The following is a 14146-nucleotide window of genomic DNA, read 5'->3' on the forward strand; positions in this document are numbered from 1 at the left end:
ATCGCAGTGTGCAGTCCTGCATCCCGCTCCCTCTCCAACTCCTCCCTGTGTCCTGTAGAAACAGAAGTGCCGCGCGCCCCAGGGCGCGCGGCACCATCCTTCAATACGCCATCTCCACATTTGTCTGCACATTCGGCTCGACGCGCACAGCCGTGTGCTGAACACCCAGATACTCGTGCCAGATGACGAGCTGATACTTGCCGGGTGGCACATGATCGAAACGGAACGTCCCGTCTGGTGCGGTGACGGCCGCAAACGCGTGTGGCGAAACAAGGACCCAGGCCTGGATCCACGGATGCAGATCATCGCTCACGCGCACGAGGGCGGGTGAGGCGGCGGGACCGCTGGTCGGAACGATCTGTCCGACATCGCTGAACAACAGTGTCGCACGGGAGCGTTCGCCAGGTCCAACGGCTGTGAACTGCAGCCGCGACATCATGGCATCACGGCCGTTCACCATGAGTGTGCCGCCGAGGGCCACGCGCTGGATACGCGGCTCCAGCCGGCAGCCGTTGAGCGTCAGCCTCGCACGGCGTGGTGCATCATCGCGCGGACCGCTGGCGACACCCACCAGCCACACCGCCGCATTGCCCACGCCGCCGTTGGTGCTGGCCACCACCGATTCACTGAAGGGGCTGCACACCTCAACGTCTTTTGTCGGTGTGATCATCGTATCACGCGCCGGCGCACCCGTGACACGACCAATGATGACGCCGGGCGCTGCCACCGCAGACACCACATAGGCTGCCCCACCGGTGGCACGTGCCAGCGATGTTTCGTCGAGCGCGCCGTGCTTGTCCGATGCCGCACGGTCCGCCGTGACATCGGCAATGCGCACCCGATCACTGCCGCCGTCCCCACAGGCGAGCATCGCTCCCAGACTCCATAGGCCAAGCGCCCGCCGTCGAGCGGTCACGCGGCGCACATCCCATCGCCCCATCAGACGACGAACAGGTCGCGCTGCGGCGTGATCGGGGTGATGAGCAACGCGTCCTCGCCCACGAAGGCGTTGACCTCACTGCGCACACCGAGTTCTCCCGGGATGTACACGCCGGGTTCGATGGAGAAACCGACGCCGGGAATCAGCAGCCGGTCGTCGCGGGATTCGAGATTGTCGATCTGCGGTCCCGAACCATGCAGTTCCCGCGAGTCGATGCTGTGCCCGGTGCGATGCCAGAACTGGGGGCCGTATCCACGGGTGGTGATCACGGTGCGTGCGGCGTCATCGGCTTCGCCCCCGCGCACCGGCCGGCCAGCGGCAATACGGTCGCGCAACAACGTGAGGGCCGCGTCGCGCGCATCACGCACCGCTTCCCAGACATGCACGACCTTGTCGGATGGCGCTCCCATCGACGCCATCCAGGTCTGGTCCGCATACACGCCACCGCGTGTTTCACGGGCCCACAGATCGACCAGCAGGACATCCCCACGCACCACCAGACGCGGCGCGGCCGACGACGGGACGTAGTGCGGATTGGCGGCATTCTCCGAGGCGGCCACGTCGGGTCCGTGTTCGGTCTCGAGTCCCGCGCGTGCAAAGGCCTCCAGGATGCGCTGCTGGAGTTCATGCTCTGCCGCGGGCGTGCCGGCGGCGATCATGGCACCGGCATGCGCAATCGTATCGCGCGCCACGGCGGCGATGACTTCCGCGGCCCGCTCGTGCGACGCCCGCTGCGCCGGCGTCCACGTGGCATACACTTGTGACACGAGGTCGCCAGAGCTCACGACCGTGGCGCCCGCTGCGCGCACCATCTCCAGTACACCAGCGGGCACACGATCGAGATAGGGGATGGCGTCACCCGCCGAGTACTCCATCGCGATGCGCTTGCCGGCCACCAGCGAGGCCACTTCTGCCTCGAGCGCACGCCAGCCGCTGTACGTGCGCAGTGGCCAGACCTGCGGCCAGCTCGCCCACGGATTGGGCTCGATCGCATGCGCGATCCCGATCGGCAGCCCCTCACGCGGAATGAGCGCAAAAATGCGACGCGTCAGCATGCCCTCGAAACCCAGCAGCCCCTGCGCGATCGCATTCGTGCCGCGAAAATCGTACAGCAACCAACCATCGAGATCCGCGTCCGCAAGCAGGCGCTGGAGGCGGGGGAGCATTTCCGGTGTCAGCATCACGCTGTCGGTATGGAGCTGGAGGAGAAGAAACACACCGCCCGAAGACGGACCTGCACCAACGTCAGCGACGTCGCCAGTCGGCGCGCCACTGACATCGCGCATCACCGCGAGAACGGCACATCACATGTTCCACTGCGCCGTCGGCATCCGCCAGCAGTTGCAGGGATTCACGGAAAGCTGCCTCATACAATCCACAACCGGCGGCACGCGGCGCCGCATCCGCAGACACGGGTGAGATCACTTCCAGCACCAGGGTACTCCCCTGACGCACGAGAGTGCCGTCCATGTAGCGACGGGCGAGCCGGCGCAGAGCGCGCAGGGCCACCGGACGCGCAATGAGGGCCGGCAATCCGCGTGCGGCGGTGCGACGCACGGTGCTCACGCTGTCCACCAACGACCGCGCCCAGCGACGTCCCGCTTCGCGAAAGGCGAGATCGGCATCCGGGCGACGTCCGATCAACCGTGCCAGTGCCAGCACCTCGTCGTATCCCACCCGATGGCCACCGCGGACGGCATCACCATATCGCCGAATCTGCAGCAGCACTGTCTCGCTCAATCCCAGACGCTTGTTGCGCAGCTCATGCACCAGTTCCGCGTCCAGTTCAGCGGCCGGCGTATCGATCGCCCGTACCGCCTCCAGCAGCGCCAGCGGCAGGCGTGCGTCAAGTGGGCCTCCGGCCAGCGCGAGCGACACATCGGCAGTCGGTGCGGCGCGGTGGGGCCGGCCATCGGTGAGCGGAGACACTTGATACATGCACGCGCATGGTAACGTGTCGCTGGTCACCCATTCAAGCGCAGCACACGACACAGGCCCAGATTGTGCTCCGCAATGACCATTCCGCCCCCGATTTCCACGGCTCTGCTCGGTTTCGCGGCCTCCGCCGGTATCGCATTTGCCGCCCGGCGCGCCCAAAGCCTGTCCACCTCCGGTGCCCTGGCGGCCACCGTAGGTGGTACCGTCTCCATGATGGCGGGGTGGCCCTGGGGTGGGTTTCTGGTGGTGTGGTTCTTGTACGCCTCCCTGTTGTCCCGTGTCGGGCACCGCCGCAAAGCGCAGCGCACGGATGGCATCGTCGCCAAAGGGGGGCGACGCGACGCCGGACAAGTGTTCGCCAACGGCGGCATCTACTTCCTCCTCGCGACCATCGCGGTCGTGATGCCCCATTGGGCGCCAACAGTTTCCGTCGTGGCCGCCGCGGCCCTCGTCGCGGCTGGCGCCGACACCTCCGCCACGGAAGTGGGGACCTGGTGGCGCGGCACGCCGTTTTCGCTGCGCACATGGTCGCGGGTCCAGCCCGGCACATCGGGGGCAGTCAGTGCGGTCGGATCGGTCGCCCTGGTGGTCGCCGCCCTCCTGCTCGGTGGTGTGGCCGTGATCATCGGTCTCATCCCCGCCGGCGCACTCTGGCTGACAGCAGCGTCCGGCGTGGTCGGTGCCTTCACCGACACGGTGCTCGGCGCCACCACCCAGTCACGCCGTCACTGTGACCACTGCCGTGAAGCCACGGAACAACCGGTGCATCGCTGTGGCACCCCCACCCGCGCCGACGGCGGGTGGGCCTGGATGACCAACGACGTGGTGAATCTGTTTTGCACCCTCGCGGCAGCGTTCACGGCAGCCGCAGGGCAGTATCTGCTGCCCGTGGGGTAGCCGTGTCCGCCCCGACCTGACACGGGGCTATGTTCCAAAGCGGGCACGTGCGATGCCGTTGGTGACGCACAGGCGACATGGGTGTATGCAGACCCACGACGACGCATCAATGCACACGGTGAACACCGACAGGGATGTGACCGGCATGAGTGACAGTGGGCCGTGGCAGGTGATTGTGGTGGGCGGAGGGCCGGCCGGCGCGTCGGCGGCCTGGCACTGTGCGCAGGCCGGACTGTCCGTGTGTCTCGTGGATCGCGCGCGCTTTCCCCGGTCCAAACCCTGCGCGGAGTATCTGAGCCCCGAAGGCAGTCGCATCCTCGACCGCATGGGCGCGCTGGCCGATCTCGAGCAGGGTGCGGCAACCTACCTGACCGGCATGGTGGTGCACGCACCAGCCGGAGGCCGTATTCACGGGGAGTTTGCGGCACAACACGCTTACCGCGGCTTTCGCGACCGTGGACTGGGTATTCGGCGGGAGTATCTCGATGCCCTCCTGCTGAACCGTGTGCGTGCCGCTGGTGTGACGGTGATGGAGGGCGCGCGCGTGACCCAGCTCTGCCGAGATGCTGACGGCACGGTGAACGGTGTGGAACTGACACGCGACGACGAACCACAGACGCTGCGTACAGTGCACGCCTCGCTCGTGGTGGGCGCGGACGGCCTCAATTCCGTGGTGGCCAGTCGTGCAGGTCTGGCTCACCGTGCACGCTGGCCGCGGCGGGTCGCCTATGTCGCGCACTATCGCAACGTGGCCCGCATGGGCACACTCGGCGAGATGCACGTGACCGACAATGGGTATGTGGGCTTGGCCCAGGTCGGTAACGGCGACGGCGCATCGATCACCAACGTGGCATTGGTGCTGCCCACCCGTACGGCCCGCGCGCTGCGGCAGTCACCGGCAGACACACTCACCACGTGGCTCGGTGCCCATCCACAACTCGCCGAGCGATTTGTGAACGCCGAACGTATGACGCCTGTGCGGGCCGTCGGTCCGTTCGCGTCACATGCGCGTCGGTCGTGGGCCCCCGGCGTGATGCTGACCGGTGACGCCGCAGACTTCCTCGATCCATTCACCGGTGAAGGCATCTACGCCGCGCTCGCCGGTGGTGAGTTGCTTGCCCCGATTGCACACGCGGTTGTTCACGCTCCCGATGCACGCCGACGTCGACAGGCACTGATGTCGTACGAGCAGGCACGACGGACCACGTTTGGCGGCAAGTGGCGACTCGAGCGGCTCATCATGCTGGCGGTGGCGTGGCCGCCGCTGCTCAATCACGCCGCCCGGGTGTTGTCACGGGATCGAGATCTGGCCGATCTGCTCATCGGCGCCACCGGCGACTTCGTGCCGCCATCGGCGGTGCTGTCGCCGCGTACCCTGCTCCGCTTTCTCTCCTGAACCCATGGTGTTTCCCAACGCCTTCCTGCATACGCCATCATGATCGACAACGATCTCTTTCGCGCAGTCCTGGGACGTTTTGCCAGTGGGGTCACCGTGGTGACCACCCGGGACGCCAACGGCAATCCGCATGGCATGACGGTGAGCGCCTTTTCTTCACTGAGCCTCGATCCGCCGCTGGTGTTGGTGTGCATCGGCAACGATGCCAGCACGGCACCGGTGATGGCGCGGGCCGAAAGTTTTGCGGTGAATGTGCTGCGGGATGATCAGGAAGCGTTGTCACGCCGCTTCGCGAGTGTCATGAGTCAGCGCTTCGAAGGCATCGGCTATCACGGCAGCGAGGGTGACCCGCGACTGGAAGGGGTGCTGGCGTGGATGCAGTGTCGCGTCGTGGCGCAGCATCCGTCGGGTGATCACGTGATCTATGTGGGTGAAGTGGAGCAGGCGGGCATGAGTGATGGCCGTCCACTGCTGTACTACCGTGGAGGTTATGCCACGCTCGAGCGCTGATCGCATCGCGTACCGTGGGTTGGCGAACACAGGCACGTGTTGACGCCAAGCAAGCGCCGTGGCGAGGAGTTGCTCGACGATCCTGCCGTGGATGGTGGCCTCGCGCTGCGTTCACTGCGCGACGTGGCGCTGGCCAACCTCTTCTTCGGTGGGCGTCTGGTCGTGTTGCGCGCGTTCGGGCCACTCTTCGAGGAATGGTCTCGAGCGCCACAGTCCACACCACGCACGCTGCTCGACCTGGGCACCGGCCTTGGCGACATCCCCGCAGCGGTTGTACGCGCTGCCCATCGTCGTGGTATTGCGATGCGGGCCCTTGGCCTCGAGCGCACACCGCTGCTGGCCCGCACGGCGGGGGCGCAGTGCCACGCGGCCCTGGTGGGTGACGCGATGCAACTGCCGCTCGCCGATGCCAGCGTGGATGTGGTGATGTGCTCCCAGGTTCTGCATCACTTCGACGGAGCACCGGCCGACCAGTTGCTGCGTGAATGCACCCGCGTCGCGCGCCATGCCGTGATTGTGGCTGACCTGCGCCGTAGTTGGCTGGCCGTGGGAGGACTCTGGTCCGGTTCGTTTTTGCTGGGGTTTCACCCCGTCAGCCGACACGACGGGATGCTTTCCGTGTTGCGCGGGTACACCGCATCGGAGCTTGGCACCCTCGTGCGCCGCGCCACCGGGTGCACTCCGCTCGTACGCGCTTCACTCGGCTTCCGCCTCTCCGCCACCTGGCGCCCGCCCCACTCTCCGAGACCCGCATGACACAGGCCCACGCCCGCAGTGGTGCGACCGACACACCGTTTGCACTCGACGCCCCTCGACGAGACCGGTTGGTGATTACCGTCGACGAGCTGATCGTGCGGGCCCCCGTGCGCGAGATCTTCACCGTCGCTGCCGCGGTGGAAGAATGGCCGGCCCACCTGGCGCACTATCGTCATGTGCGCTTTCTCGAACGGCGATCCGACGGGGGCGGCATTGTGGACATGAGCGCCAATCGACCCTTCGGTGTCGTGGGCTGGCCCACATGGTGGCGTTCGCAGATGGCCGTCAACACCGCAACACCGTGGATCCGATTTCATCATATCGGCGGCGTGACCACCGGCATGGACGTGGAGTGGAGCTTCACACCCGTGGAAGGCGGCACTCTCACGCGCATCGTGCACACCTGGAATGGCCCCGATTGGCCGCTCATTGCGTCGTTCGCGGCACGTGAAGTGATCGCGCCGGTGTTTGTACATGGCATCGCATCGCGTACGCTGGCCGGTCTGGCTGTTGTGGCAGAAAGACAGGCGCAACGTGTGGGAGGGCACTGAGATGTCTCACCCCAACGCCCGCCGCCGCGTGGTGCTCACTGGGATCGGTTGTGTCACGCCGATCGGCACCGGCGTACAACAGCTCTGGGCTGGTCTGCAAGCCGAACGGTCCGCCGTTGGCACGGTGACACGATTCGAGGCCGCCATCTTTCGCTCGCAGTGTGCAGCGCAGGTCGATGATTTTGACGCCACCCGCTGGCTCGATGCCAAGCGCGTCAAGCGGCTCGATCGGTTCAGCCAGTTCGCCGTGGTGAGCGCGCAATTGGCCATCGAAGACTCCCGTCTCGATCTCGAACGCGAAGATCGCGAGCGCATCGGCGCCATGATGGGCACCGCCTTGGGCGGTGTCGGCTACGCGGAGGAACAGGCGGCCCGCTTTCAGCAGTTTGGCCTGCGCGGTGTGGACGCCACATTGGCGCTGGCGGTGTTCGGTGGATCGGCGAGTTGCAATCTCGCCATCGAGTTTGGCATCAGCGGTCCGAACAGCACCAACGCGATGAGCTGCGCATCGGGCAGCATGGCGATCGGAGAAGCCTTTCGGCAGGTGCGTGATGGATATGCCGATGTGATGCTGGCCGGCGGTTCCGAGGCGCCGCTGGCAACGCTGTGTTTTGGCGCCTTCGCACTCATTCGCGCCATGAGCACGCGCAATGAAGATCCGGCCCACGCCTCACGACCCTTTGATCGCGACCGGGACGGTTTTGTGATGGGAGAAGGGGCCGCCGTATTGGTCCTCGAAGAACGCGAGCGCGCCCTCGCCCGCGGTGCGCACATCTACGCCGAGGTCATGGGCTACGGCACCACGAACGACGCGCACCATATGACGGCACCGCTGCCGTCCGGCGCGCAGGCGGCGCGGTGTATGCGCATGGCCCTGCACGATGCGCAGTGCACACCGGAGCAGGTGGACTACATCAACGCACACGGCAGCAGCACGCCACTCAACGATCCCACCGAAGTGGTGGCCATCCGCACGGTCTTCGGCGACCACGCCTCGCGTATTCCGGTCTCCAGCACCAAAGGCTATTACGGCCATGCGCTTGGTGCATCCGGTGCCTTCGAAGCCGCTATCAGTGCGCTGGCGCTCACCAATCAGTGGGTGCCGCCCACCGTGGGACTCGAGACGCCCGACGACGCCTGCAATCTGGACCATGTGCCGGGCACCGGGCGATCGATGCCGCTGCATACGGTGATGTCCAATTCATTTGGGTTCGGCGGCATCAACGCGGCCCTCGTGCTGAGGGCCGCGGAGCCATGATCCGAACACCGGCAAAAATCAGGCGTTGAACGCTTCGTCGTAGCGCTGCATGCTGCGACGAATGACTTCCATCGCTTCTTCGCTCTTCCGCCAGCCGGTGATCTCCATGCGCTTCCCTTCCAGATCCTTGTAGATCAGGAAGAAGTGCTCGACTTCCTTGAGATAGTGCGGCGACAGATCCGCAATATCGAACACGTCATGGAAGTAGGGATCGTCGGCCGGCACCGCCAGGATCTTGTCGTCCGGTTCGCCCTTGTCGAGCATGCACAACACGCCGATAGGACGCGCCGAGATCTGACAACCGGGGAAGGTCGGCTCGTTGATCTTCACCAGCACATCGAGCGGGTCGTTGTCTTCGTGCAGCGTGCGCGGAATGAAACCGTAGTCGCCAGGATAGTGCACGGCCGAATACAGCACACGATCCAGCTTGAAGTGTCCGGTCTCCTTGTCCAGCTCGTACTTGTTGCGCGAGCCGCCGGGGATCTCGATGATCGCTGTCACCTGCTCCGGCGGGTGCTTACCAGCCGGGATGTCGTGCCACGGGTTGTGCAGCATGCAAAGCTCCTTCAGTGCTCCGAAGTGTTCAGCGCCGCGCAAGATGCGCAGCGGCGTCGAGGGCAAAATAGGTGATGATCATGTCCGCGCCGGCCCGGGCAATGGCGACCAGCGATTCCATCATCGCCCGATCCCCGTCGATCCAGCCCCGTTCGGCGGCGGCTCTGATCATCGAATACTCACCGCTGACCTGATAGGCAGCCAACGGCATGCGGGTGTCACGTTTCACGGCCGAGATGATATCAAGATAGGCGCCGGCCGGCTTCACCATCAGGATGTCGGCACCCTCTTCCACGTCGAGCCGGACCTCCCGCAGGGCTTCGCGCCCGTTGGCTGAATCCATCTGATAGCTACGGCGGTCGCCAAAGGCCGGCGTGCTTTCGGCCGCCTCGCGGAATGGCCCGTAAAACGCAGACGCATACTTGGCGGCATAACTCATGATGGGCAGATGGGTATACCCCGCACCATCCAACGCCTGGCGCAGGTACGCCACCCGATGATCCATCATGTCGCTCGGGGCCACGATGTCCGCGCCCGCCTCGGCATGGGCCAACGCTTCCTTCGCCAGCAACGCCAACGTGGCGTCGTTGTCCACGTCGCCACTGGGGGTGAGCAGTCCACAGTGCCCGTGATCGGTGTATTCGCACATGCACACGTCGGTAATCACCAACAGGTCCGGAAACTCGCGTTTCACCGCGCGCACCGCTTCGGGTACCGGACCATGCGGATCCCACGCCGAACTACCAACGGCATCCTTCGTGTCTGGAATGCCGAACAACAGGATGCCACCGAGACCGGCGGTCATCGCACGCTCGGCGTCGCGCAACAATTCATCCACGGACGTTTGCGACACGCCGGGCATGGAACCGATCGGCGTGCGCACGCCGGTGCCTGACCGCACAAACAACGGCCAGATGAACTGCGACGGATGCAAGCGCGTCTCACGCACCAGGCGCCGCATGGCTTCGCTGCCACGCAGACGACGCATGCGCACGGCAGACATCACCGGTGAAGCGTGGGCGTCGGTCATCGGATCTCCGAAAGAATCTGTGCACCACCGGCTGCCCGCAGTTGTCGGGCCAACTCGATGCCGGATGCCGCAGGGTTGGCATGATCAACGGGATATCCACCGCGCACGGCAGACGAACCATCCAGAGAAACGATCACCGCGTGCAGGATCGTGCCGTATTCCGGTTCTTCCAGTACCGCCGCACCAATAGGTACCTGGCATCCACCTTCCAGCGCGGCAAGCAAGGCGCGTTCTGCCGTCACGGCGACACGCGTGGGTGCGTGATCGAGCGAAGACAACGTGGAAAGCAGGGCCTCGTCATCAGCGCGCCCTTGTACGGCAATTGCCCCCTGCCCGGGTGCACTCAGCCATTCCGGCGCATCGAGGTACGCCACAATGCGATCCGCCAGCCCGAGACGATGCAGCCCGGCCGCTGCCAGCAGCGCGGCATCCACCTGACCTTCATCGAGCTTGCGCAGGCGTGTCCCCACATTGCCCCGCAGTTCGCACACCTCGAGATCACTGCGCAACGCCTGCAACTGTGCGCGACGACGCAACGAAGACGTGCCGACACGGGCGCCCTCCGGCAATGTGTCGAGGCTGTGTGCGTCGACACCGGCGCGCACCACCAGCGCGTCCCGCGGATCCTCACGTTCCAGCAATGCCACGACGATGATGCCCTGCGGGTCGGCCGTGGGCAGATCCTTGAGTGAATGCACGGCGCAGTCGATGCGCCCGGCGAGCAGGTCGGCTTCGAGTTCGGCCGTGAACAATCCCTTCTCACCGATGGCCGAGAGTGGGCGATCGAGAATGCGATCGCCGAGGGTGGTGTACTCCACCAGTTCACTGGGCACACCACGCGCATCGAGCTGCGCGGCAACCTGTCGCGCCTGACGCAGGGCGAGTTCGGAGCTGCGGGTACCGATTCGGACGGGGACAGTCATCATCGGAAACTAGGCGATCCCGCGCCCGTCGTGCACGCGGAATGGTACGGAGGTCATCCCGTCGATCGCGACGCGTACGCCTGCACGATGCTGCGCACCCAGCCTTCCACCGTGGGCGCGGTGCTTTCCACCTTCACCGGAAAGCCCGCCAGGCGCGCCGCGCGTGCCGTCACCGGACCAATGCACGCCACAGGCAACCGGCTGGCCCGTTCGGGCGGCAAGGCGTCCAGCAGGGCATCCATCGCACTGGGTGCGGCCAGCGTGACCAGGTCCACTTCGCCAGACTCCACCAGCGCCAGCATACGCTCCTGCCCCGCAGCGTCCGGTACGGTGCGATAGGTCGCGATCACATCCACAACGGCACCGAGCGCGCGCAGCCCCTCGGGCAGCACATCGCGCGCACCAGCCGCAGCGGGATACAGCACCCGGGAGCCTTCCACATCCGAACGCGACGCCAAGTCATCCAGCACCCCCTCGGCCTGCATGCGCTCGGGCTGCACCGTGGGTAATCGCCAGCCATGCGATTCACACGCGGCGGCCGTGGTACTGCCCACCACCGCCAGACGACGCGATTCCATCACCGACTCCGCACCGACCTCCCGCACGGCCTGCGCCAGTCGTTCCACGGCATTCACGCTGGTGAGCAGCACCCAGTCGTAGTGCGCCAGTTCACGCAGCGCGGCATGCAAGGGCGCCGCATCGAGTGGCTCGATATGGGTGAGAGGAATCTCATGCACCGTGGCCCCCACTCGTCGCAACGCATCGGCCAGCGGGCCGCCCCGTTCGACCGTGCGTGTCACGGCAATGCGCACACCAGCCAGCAGCGAGCCCATGGCCCCCGCTAGCGGCGTGAGACGATCACGCGGTGCAATCACCGGGCACTGCCGCCCGAGTCGTTGCCATGGCTCAGCGCTTCGAGTTGCCGCTTGCTGTGCGCGATCCGACGGACCATGAGCGCGATGTAGCCGGCATAACAGACCAGCGCCACGATATAGCCCGCGTACATGTACGAAGACGTGTCCGGCGGCCCACCCGACTGTGCGACGTATGCCACTTTGCCACTCGTATCCTGCGCGGCAATGTGTCCGGACGCGGGCACAGCGTCCTGCAACAGCGCGGTGATGGAGAACGTGTGCATCACGCAGTCTCCAGCGCGGTGACCGCGTTGCGCAGCCCCGCCCAGCGGAAGCGAATGCGCAGCAGCGCAAAGAAGAGCAGCAGGAACGCCATATTCGCCCACAGGAAGGTGGTCAACATCTCCGGCGGGAGCGACGGGGCTTCAGGCTTGAGCACCACCGGCCCGGGGTGCATGCCGCGAAACAGGCGTACGGTGAGATGCACAAATGGCACCAGCAACACCGCCAGTCCACCCATGACGGCCGACAGACGCGCACGACTCTCCGGCGTCTCCACCGCGCCGCGCAACACCAGATAGCCGAGCACCATCAACCACAGGAACACGGTGGACGTGATGCGGGCTTCCCAGACCCACCATGTGCCCCAGCTCGTGCGAGCCCAGATCGGTCCCGTCACCAGCACCATCCCCATGAACAGCAGCCCCACTTCCGCGCTCGCTTCCGCGAGACGATCGAGGCGCTCGTCCTTGATCCAGAGATAACCCAGACTCGAAATCGCCAGCAGCGGACACGCGATGTACAGCCCGCCAATGGCCGCCGGCACGTGGATGTAAAAGATCTTTTGCGCGGCGCCGAGCATGGCGTCCACCGGCGTATACCAGATGGCGCGTACGCAGACCGCGACGACCGCCATCAGTGCGACGATGAGGAAGGCATCGATCCCCTGCACCGATCGCCAGTTGGGCGCCGCCGTGGGGGTCACCGGAGTCGCCGGCGAGTGGGTGGCCATCTATCGAACCTCTACTCCTCGATCGTGAACGGAAAGACCACGATGCACGCCGAGACGAACATCAGGTCGAACGCGAGCAACAACTTGAACCACTCCATCGCGCTACTGAGCGGTAGTCCGCGCAGCACCACCGAGGATGCCTGCGCCGCCGGAATCACCAGCGGTACAAAAAAGGGCAACGTCATCATCGGCAACAACAACTCCGCCAGACGGGTGTTGGCGGCGACAGCGGCGAACAGGGTGCCAACCGCCGACAATCCCAGCGCCGCGAGCAGGACGATGCCGATCAATACCCCCCACGCCCCGCCAATCTCCAGACCGAAGAACAACGCGACCGCCGGAATGGCCAGCATCTGGATGGCCGACACAAATACAAAGTTGGCCAGCACCTTCCCCACAAAAATCGACTCGCGCGAGACCTGCGACGCCAGCAACCCGTCGTAGGCCCGCTCGGCGAGCTCCAGGGAAAAGGAGCGATTGAGCCCCAGCAAACCGGAGAAGGTGAAAATCACCCAGAGGACCCCGGGCGCGAGGTCCATGGCAGGAATGGCCGTGGGATCCCAGGTGAACCGGAAGATCGCCACCGCCAGTACAGCAAAGACGGTTGCCGCAAGGAAAGCGCTGCGGGTACGGAACTCGATCAGCAGATCCTTCCGCGCAATGCGCCACGCATCGGCCAGAAAGGCGGGCGCACGATGTGCCGTCACGCGATGGCCTCGTGCACCAGGCTGCGATACAAGGCCTGGAAACGCGGCAGATCGAACCCGCCGTCCACCGCGTGCTCTTCATGCACGATCTGCCCGTCCTTCATGATCGCCGCCCGATCACCCAGCATCAGCCCCTCGGCCAGATTGTGCGTGATCAGCACCAAGGTGGCGCCGGACGCTTTGAGCTCCCGCAGCGCACCGGTGAACACCAGCGCACCAACTTCGTCGAGCCCGGTATAGGGCTCATCGAGCAGCACCAGCCGCGGACCGTGCACCAGGGCCCGCGCAATCGATACCCGTTGCTGCAACCCCCGGCTCAGATAGCGCACCGGTGACTCCGCGCGATCGAGCACCCGCAATTGCTGCAGCACACGCGTGGTCGCGGTGTCCGCATCCATCACGCCCTGGCACTCGGCCGCAAAACGTACATTCTCGCGTACCGTAAGGGCCGGATACAGCATCGCATGGTGGCTGATGAGTCCCACCAACCGTCGCGTGGCGGACGGCCCGGGCAGCGGAGTACCGTGCAGCATGGTGCGCCCACGGGTAGGCCGGAGCAGACCGCCGAGCAGGCGTAACAGGGTGGTCTTGCCAGCGCCATTCGGGCCGAAGAGCGCGAGACATTCGCCGTCTGACAGGCGCAGCGATACGTCGTTTACGGCCTTTCGGGACCCAAAAGCACGTACCAACCCCTCCGCGACCAGCGCAATGTCGCCGTCTCCTGCCACCGACGGATCGGCGGCTGAGTCCGCGACACCTGTCGCAGCGGTTCCGTGCGGAATTGGCATCGCTCTACATTAGTGGGACACGCGGCTGGCC

At 65.5% G+C, this 14146-nt stretch carries 17 protein-coding genes; 6 read left to right on the forward strand and 11 right to left on the reverse strand.

Annotation, left to right across the window (positions count from 1 at the left end):
- Positions 1-100: 100 nt before the first annotated feature.
- The 3 genes from GAU_RS13280 to GAU_RS13290 are packed head-to-tail and all read right to left on the reverse strand — an operon-like array spanning position 101 to position 2878.
- Entirely contained in the window at positions 101-916 is an 816-nt protein-coding gene (locus GAU_RS13280) for a carboxypeptidase-like regulatory domain-containing protein (RefSeq protein WP_156799031.1), read from the reverse strand.
- Positions 917-939: 23 nt separating this feature from the next.
- Complete coding sequence (locus GAU_RS13285; protein WP_231847925.1) at positions 940-2157, reverse strand: M24 family metallopeptidase; 1218 nt, start codon at positions 2155-2157, stop codon at positions 940-942.
- Between the two features lie 28 nt (positions 2158-2185).
- Positions 2186-2878 carry a hypothetical protein gene (locus GAU_RS13290; RefSeq protein WP_041265530.1) on the reverse strand — a complete coding sequence of 231 codons (693 nt, stop codon included), beginning with the start codon at positions 2876-2878 and terminating at the stop codon, positions 2186-2188.
- Between the two features lie 75 nt (positions 2879-2953).
- On the opposite strand from GAU_RS13290, the gene GAU_RS13295 reads away from it, so the two are divergent.
- The 6 genes from GAU_RS13295 (at position 2954) to fabF (ending at position 8246) form a co-directional block, all read left to right on the forward strand.
- Entirely contained in the window at positions 2954-3775 is an 822-nt protein-coding gene (locus GAU_RS13295) for a DUF92 domain-containing protein (RefSeq protein WP_015894397.1), read from the forward strand.
- A gap of 145 nt (positions 3776-3920) precedes the next feature.
- Entirely contained in the window at positions 3921-5171 is a 1251-nt protein-coding gene (locus GAU_RS13300; RefSeq protein WP_169307683.1) for an NAD(P)/FAD-dependent oxidoreductase, read from the forward strand.
- 39 nt (positions 5172-5210) lie between these two features.
- Positions 5211-5681 carry a flavin reductase family protein gene (locus tag GAU_RS13305; RefSeq protein WP_015894399.1) on the forward strand — a complete coding sequence of 157 codons (471 nt, stop codon included), beginning with the start codon at positions 5211-5213 and terminating at the stop codon, positions 5679-5681.
- 36 nt (positions 5682-5717) lie between these two features.
- On the forward strand, positions 5718-6437 hold the full coding sequence (locus GAU_RS13310; RefSeq protein ID WP_015894400.1) for a methyltransferase domain-containing protein: 720 nt from the start codon (positions 5718-5720) through the stop codon (positions 6435-6437).
- The gene (locus GAU_RS13315; RefSeq protein WP_015894401.1) at positions 6434-6988 is read left to right on the forward strand and encodes an SRPBCC family protein; all 555 of its coding nucleotides are present in this window, start codon (positions 6434-6436) and stop codon (positions 6986-6988) included. The genes GAU_RS13310 and GAU_RS13315 overlap by 4 nt, the downstream gene beginning before the upstream one ends.
- 1 nt (position 6989) lies before the next feature.
- A complete protein-coding gene (gene fabF, locus GAU_RS13320; RefSeq protein ID WP_015894402.1) occupies positions 6990-8246 on the forward strand; it encodes a beta-ketoacyl-ACP synthase II in 1257 nt (418 codons plus the stop codon).
- Positions 8247-8264: 18 nt separating this feature from the next.
- Here fabF and GAU_RS13325 read toward each other — a convergent pair whose 3' ends face one another.
- From GAU_RS13325 to GAU_RS13360, 8 genes are read right to left on the reverse strand one after another with little or no spacing between them, the layout of a single operon-like run.
- Complete coding sequence (locus tag GAU_RS13325; protein WP_015894403.1) at positions 8265-8801, reverse strand: inorganic diphosphatase; 537 nt, start codon at positions 8799-8801, stop codon at positions 8265-8267.
- Positions 8802-8829: 28 nt separating this feature from the next.
- Positions 8830-9831 carry a porphobilinogen synthase gene (gene hemB, locus GAU_RS13330; RefSeq protein WP_231847926.1) on the reverse strand — a complete coding sequence of 334 codons (1002 nt, stop codon included), beginning with the start codon at positions 9829-9831 and terminating at the stop codon, positions 8830-8832.
- On the reverse strand, positions 9828-10757 hold the full coding sequence (hemC, locus tag GAU_RS13335; RefSeq protein WP_015894405.1) for a hydroxymethylbilane synthase: 930 nt from the start codon (positions 10755-10757) through the stop codon (positions 9828-9830). The genes hemB and hemC overlap by 4 nt, the downstream gene beginning before the upstream one ends.
- A 50-nt stretch (positions 10758-10807) precedes the next feature.
- Positions 10808-11629, reverse strand: a complete 822-nt coding sequence (locus GAU_RS13340) for a uroporphyrinogen-III synthase (protein ID WP_156799032.1) — start codon at positions 11627-11629, stop codon at positions 10808-10810.
- A complete protein-coding gene (locus GAU_RS13345; protein WP_169307684.1) occupies positions 11626-11895 on the reverse strand; it encodes a hypothetical protein in 270 nt (89 codons plus the stop codon). The genes GAU_RS13340 and GAU_RS13345 overlap by 4 nt, the downstream gene beginning before the upstream one ends.
- Positions 11892-12620, reverse strand: a complete 729-nt coding sequence (gene ccsA / locus GAU_RS13350) for a cytochrome c biogenesis protein CcsA (protein WP_015894408.1) — start codon at positions 12618-12620, stop codon at positions 11892-11894. The genes GAU_RS13345 and ccsA overlap by 4 nt, the downstream gene beginning before the upstream one ends.
- An 11-nt stretch (positions 12621-12631) precedes the next feature.
- On the reverse strand, positions 12632-13327 hold the full coding sequence (locus GAU_RS13355) for a heme exporter protein CcmB (protein WP_015894409.1): 696 nt from the start codon (positions 13325-13327) through the stop codon (positions 12632-12634).
- The gene (locus GAU_RS13360; RefSeq protein WP_052574446.1) at positions 13324-14115 is read right to left on the reverse strand and encodes an ATP-binding cassette domain-containing protein; all 792 of its coding nucleotides are present in this window, start codon (positions 14113-14115) and stop codon (positions 13324-13326) included. Before GAU_RS13360 ends, GAU_RS13355 begins: the two co-directional genes overlap by 4 nt.
- Positions 14116-14146: the final 31 nt, after the last annotated feature.

The sequence above is a fragment of the Gemmatimonas aurantiaca T-27 genome (assembly GCF_000010305.1).
Classification (GTDB): Bacteria; Gemmatimonadota; Gemmatimonadetes; order Gemmatimonadales; family Gemmatimonadaceae; genus Gemmatimonas; species Gemmatimonas aurantiaca.